The sequence below is a fragment of the Frankia sp. AgKG'84/4 genome (genome assembly GCF_023242965.2).
In the GTDB taxonomy this organism is placed as follows: domain Bacteria; phylum Actinomycetota; class Actinomycetes; order Frankiales; family Frankiaceae; genus Frankia.
In genome coordinates, this window is record NZ_JALKFU020000458.1 from 1 (window position 1) to 4,335 (window position 4,335).

At 70.5% G+C, this 4,335-nt stretch carries 5 protein-coding genes; 3 read left to right on the forward strand and 2 right to left on the reverse strand.

Annotation, left to right across the window (positions count from 1 at the left end; translation table 11 throughout):
- Positions 1–316: hypothetical protein (locus MXD58_RS21175; RefSeq protein ID WP_284678669.1), on the forward strand; the 316-nt coding region annotated here is incomplete at its 5' end.
- A gap of 48 nt (positions 317–364) precedes the next feature.
- Here the strand turns inward: MXD58_RS21175 and MXD58_RS21180 are convergent.
- Entirely contained in the window at positions 365–931 is a 567-nt protein-coding gene (locus MXD58_RS21180) for a hypothetical protein (protein WP_248840967.1), read from the reverse strand.
- 230 nt (positions 932–1,161) lie between these two features.
- Here MXD58_RS21180 and MXD58_RS21185 point away from each other — a divergent pair, with 230 nt between their 5' ends.
- Positions 1,162–1,704 (forward strand): GNAT family N-acetyltransferase, encoded by a 543-nt coding sequence (locus tag MXD58_RS21185; RefSeq protein WP_248840966.1) that lies wholly within the window; start codon positions 1,162–1,164, stop codon positions 1,702–1,704.
- On the opposite strand, the gene MXD58_RS21190 is transcribed toward MXD58_RS21185, so the two are convergent.
- On the reverse strand, positions 1,652–3,037 hold the full coding sequence (locus MXD58_RS21190; protein ID WP_248840965.1) for a zinc-binding metallopeptidase family protein: 1,386 nt from the start codon (positions 3,035–3,037) through the stop codon (positions 1,652–1,654). The genes MXD58_RS21185 and MXD58_RS21190 overlap by 53 nt on opposite strands.
- A gap of 700 nt (positions 3,038–3,737) precedes the next feature.
- On the opposite strand from MXD58_RS21190, the gene MXD58_RS21195 reads away from it, so the two are divergent.
- Positions 3,738–4,335, forward strand: a 598-nt coding sequence (locus tag MXD58_RS21195) for a DUF1003 domain-containing protein (RefSeq protein WP_250609790.1), incomplete at its 3' end; no start/stop codon positions are given.

The window sequence follows — 4,335 nt, forward strand, 5'->3', positions numbered from 1 at the left end:
ATATTCAGGCCGCATAATAGCGAAAGACGCAGAGCGGAACGCGAACCGATCTACACCACTCCACGGGGCATTATCCCTTGACAAATCATGGCGGGTACTCGCCAGCCACCAGACCCCAGATGCCGACCGCTGCGTCGACGTCTTCAAGCGTCCCGACGGAACGTTCGGGTTCGAGGAGTTTCGCCGGGACGCGGAGGACATGGGCACGTGGACACCGGTCAGCTATTTCTCCGGTTGGGAGTACGCGACGCGAGAGGCGACCCTCGATTCCGCCTGTGAAGCGGTGCCGTGGCTGGGGCCCCTCGTCGGCCGTTGACAGGTCACCCGCCGCCGCGCCAACGCGGTGGGATCCCGCCGGAAACGGTCAGATTCGCAGATGCTGGCGTGGGCCGGCGAAGCTGCGCATGACCTCGCCGAGAGTGGTCTGCGGCGGATATGCCGACACCGATACCGCCGCACCCTCACCTTCACGACCAGCGCCGAACCGGACGGCCCACAGCATCGTCTCAGCGACCGGCAGCAATACGACGACGGCGTCGTCCCGCTCCATCTGGGCGGCCAGCCATGAGACCCGGTCGGACTGCAGGGCGCAGACCAGCGTGACCTGGCCGCCGCTGACGGGTCCGCCACGAAGGCTCGCCCGCAGACCGGCCTCCTCGATCGCCTCACCAAGCCGCTGCGCGACCAGTTCCCGCTCGTACAGGTGGTCGTCCTGCGCGATACGGACAATGACACCCTGTAGGTCACGTTCGTGGTGCACCTGCGGGTCGATTTCCGTGTCCTCACCGAAATACCAGGCGAGAACCTCGGGCAGGACCGTGCGCGGCTCCGCCGCCGCCGGTTGCACCATGGCGAGGCCAGGGCACTGCGGCGACCAGGCCGACCACGAAGGGCCGTCCTGCCGCACGATCACCGAGACGGGCCTACCCACGATGGATCATCTCCAGCGAACTCCTCCGCCGTCCCGCCGCTTTGATCAGTATCGGTGATCGCGAGGCCGCCTGGGAGCCGTTTGGGCTAAAGGTCGCGCCGATTACGCACAACGCCAAGCGTCGGTCGCGCAACGGTCTCATCGCAAGACAGGCGATAAGGGTGTCCGTAGGACATCCGTGCGTGGACACTCCTTCTCGTGCCTAACAGGTCCGAGAGGGGCGGGAACTCGTGACGGACGGCACTGAGATCCGAACGCGACACATCGCGTCCGACGAGGGACCGCTGCTGCGTCGGCTGCGCCTCGCCGCGCTCACCGACGCGCCCGCGGCGTTCTGGCAGACCAGGGACATCGTCGGCCGCGAGCCGGCGTCGACCTGGTCCCGGCTGGCCCGCGAGGGCGCGGCCTCGACGCGGAACGTGGTCGTGATCGCAGAGCGGACCGGCGAGGCCATCGGCATGGTGCAGGGCCTCACCCCGTCCCGCCGGGCCTGGTTGCGTGAGCTGGCGGCTATGTGGGTGGCACCGGAGGCCCGCGGCGGCGCCGCGGCGGACGCCCTGGTGCTGGCCGCGGTGGACTGGGCGTGCCGCGCCGGCGCCGAAGCGGTGAAGCTGTGGGTCGCGCCGCGCAACGAGCCGGCCCGCCGGCTGTACGCCCGGCATGGCTTCGTCGCGTTGGGCGGCCCACAGCCGGTGACGGACGATCCGACGGTAAAGACGTTCATCCCGATGCTGCGGCCCCTGTATCCGGCTCGGCCACCATCGCGGCGGTGACAGCTGTCGCACCGATCGCGGTGGTGCCGATCATGCTGTGCACGAAGGCGAGCTTCGCCTGCACGGCGGGCGTCAGTACGAACGGGTAGAGATCCTCTCTCCCCATACTGCGGTTGATCGCGTTGAGCGCGTAGGTGAGCGGCAGCCACTGAGCGATGATGTCCACGGCCGACGGCGACGGGGTGTCGCGGTGCCCGCCGAGCCCACCGGGGCGGCCAGGCTCGGCCGCGTGCCGGTGGGCGGGCACCCCGAAGGCGTCAAGATCCGGACCGTCGACGCGCAGCCCGAACTCGGCGGCCGCTCGCAGCGTGTCCCGGATGTGGAGGTAGTGCGCGAACGTCTCGGCCCAGTCCTCCCAGGGGTGCATCGTGGCGTAGGCGCTGACGTGGGTCTCGCGCCAGTCCACCGGCGGCCCGTCGGCGTAGTGACGGTCGAGCGCCGCCGAATAGTCGATGTCCGGGTCGCCGAAGAGGTTCCGGAACGCGTCCGACCGCGCCGGATCGGCGCTGACCAGCGAACCCCAGTAGTAGTGGCCGACCTCGTGCCGGAAGTGCCCGAGCAGCGTGCGGTACGGCTCGCCGAGCTGCGTGCGGACCAGCTCGCGGTGGGCATCGTCGGACTCGGCGAGATCCAGCGTGATGACGCCGTCGCTGTGACCGGTCACCACCTTGCGCTCGGTGCTGTTCAGCAGGTCGAACGCCAGACCGCCGGCAGGGTCGATGCTCTTCGGGACGACCGGAAGTCCCAGCTCGAGCAGCTGCGCCACCAGCCGGCGCTTGGCTGCCTCGGCCCGCTCGAACCGCTCCCGGCCGACCGGGTCGGTATCCGCGGGCCGGACCCGGGTCAACCCGCAGCACGCGCACAGCCCGCCCGGGTGGGCGCCGGCATCACCCTCGACCGGGGCCGGCGCCTGGACCAGCCAGTTGCAGGCCGCCAGTTCCGCGTTCACGCAGCGCCGGTACCAGCGGCGACGGCGCGGCGGCACCGCGTCCGCGAGATCGCGCGCGATCAAATCCGCCGCCGCGGCCGTCGCCTCGCCGCTCTCGGTCCTCCCGTCGGCCGGGACCATCTCGTCAGCCTCACTCGGCCGGCCGCCCTCGGTCAGGTGTACCGGCGCGCCACCGCTGTCCGCCGCGCCCAACCCGGCCGCGACAACCGCCACCGGAGGCAGCTCCCGGAACAGCTCGCCGCCGTCCGCACCCGGCGGCTCCGCGACGAGAGTGATCACCTTTCCGGTGCCCGGATCGAATCCGAGCGGTACGCCGCACCGCAGGCAGGCCGTGTTCTCGAAGAAGACGAGCTGCCCGCAGCTGGCGCATCCACTGATCTTCACCGCGTTCCTCCCACCACCTCGCCCGACCTCGGCCCCGGCCATACCCCACCCCGGCGCCGCAATGCTCCGGCAGCAGCCACCGGGTGAACCCACCGCGATCCGTCAGCAGCTAGTTACGCTGATGAATACCCGTCGACTTCGGCAGTCCCGCGAATGCCTGGGGTGACGTCTTCGCGACGGAGGTCACGGGCGCCCCGGCAGACCGGTCCGACCAGTACCCGGTTATCCTTGACAGGCCCCCGAAACTTCCTCTACGGAGGACCAGCGCGAGGAGGTGGCCGCTGTGAGTCCTGGCGGGTGCTCAAGTAACGGCCGCTTCCTGCTAGTGGACGACGCCAGCCGAGGCTGATCCAGGCCAGAGCGCGTCACGCGCCCAGCCCGCGTCCACGAACCCGGGGTCGACGATTCCCCGGGGCACTGCTCGAATTCCGGCCGTCTTCCGTTCGCCATTCGGCGATCTCTCGCGATACCCGACTCTGCGGGCGGCGGGCCTCAGGTCCTCGCGTGCCGATCGGCGAATGTCGACGAGTCGGCGGCCCAGACGTTCCCAGCCAAGCGCGGCGGAACGGGGCAGTGCACGAGCAGGTGCGGTCGATCGATGTCGTGCCGACCCGAGGCCGCCTGGCGACGATGCCCGCGGCCCGCTCGAGAAGTGCGCGCAAGGGGTGTGCAGTCGCCCGCGCGCGGATGGGGAGCTTCCATGGCCATCACCGCATCGCGATCCACGGACCGCCGCGCCCGATCCGAACGCCTCGACCTACCCGGTCCCACCCGCACCACGTTTTTTCCCCGAGTGGACGGAGAGCGGGTCACCCGCGTCGCGGAGACCTTCGCCCGTTTCCTGGGCACTGGCCGTTACCTGGGCATCCAGACCGGAGTTGTGATCGTCTGGATCGCGCTGAACATCGCGGTGCCGCTGATGCGCTGGGATCCCTACCCGTTCATCCTGCTGAACCTGGCCTTCTCGACCCAGGCCGCGTACGCGGCGCCGCTGATCCTGCTCGCGCAGAACCGCCAGGACGACCGTGACCGGGCGGCGCTGACGGAGGACCGCGCGGCCGCCGGGCGGATGCGCGAAGACACCGAGTTCCTCACCCGCGAGGTCGCGGGACTGCGCCTGGCCCAGAGCGAGGCGGCGACCCGCCAGTACCTGCGTGGCGAGCTTGCGGGCCAGCTGGAGGCGCTGCGGGAGGACCTTCAGGGCCTGCTTCTCGACGCCGTGCGGGCCCAATGGCAAGGCAGCCCGGCCTCGGCGCCGGTCGCGGCCAGGGCGGACCCGAGGCTGGCCGGCCCCGCCG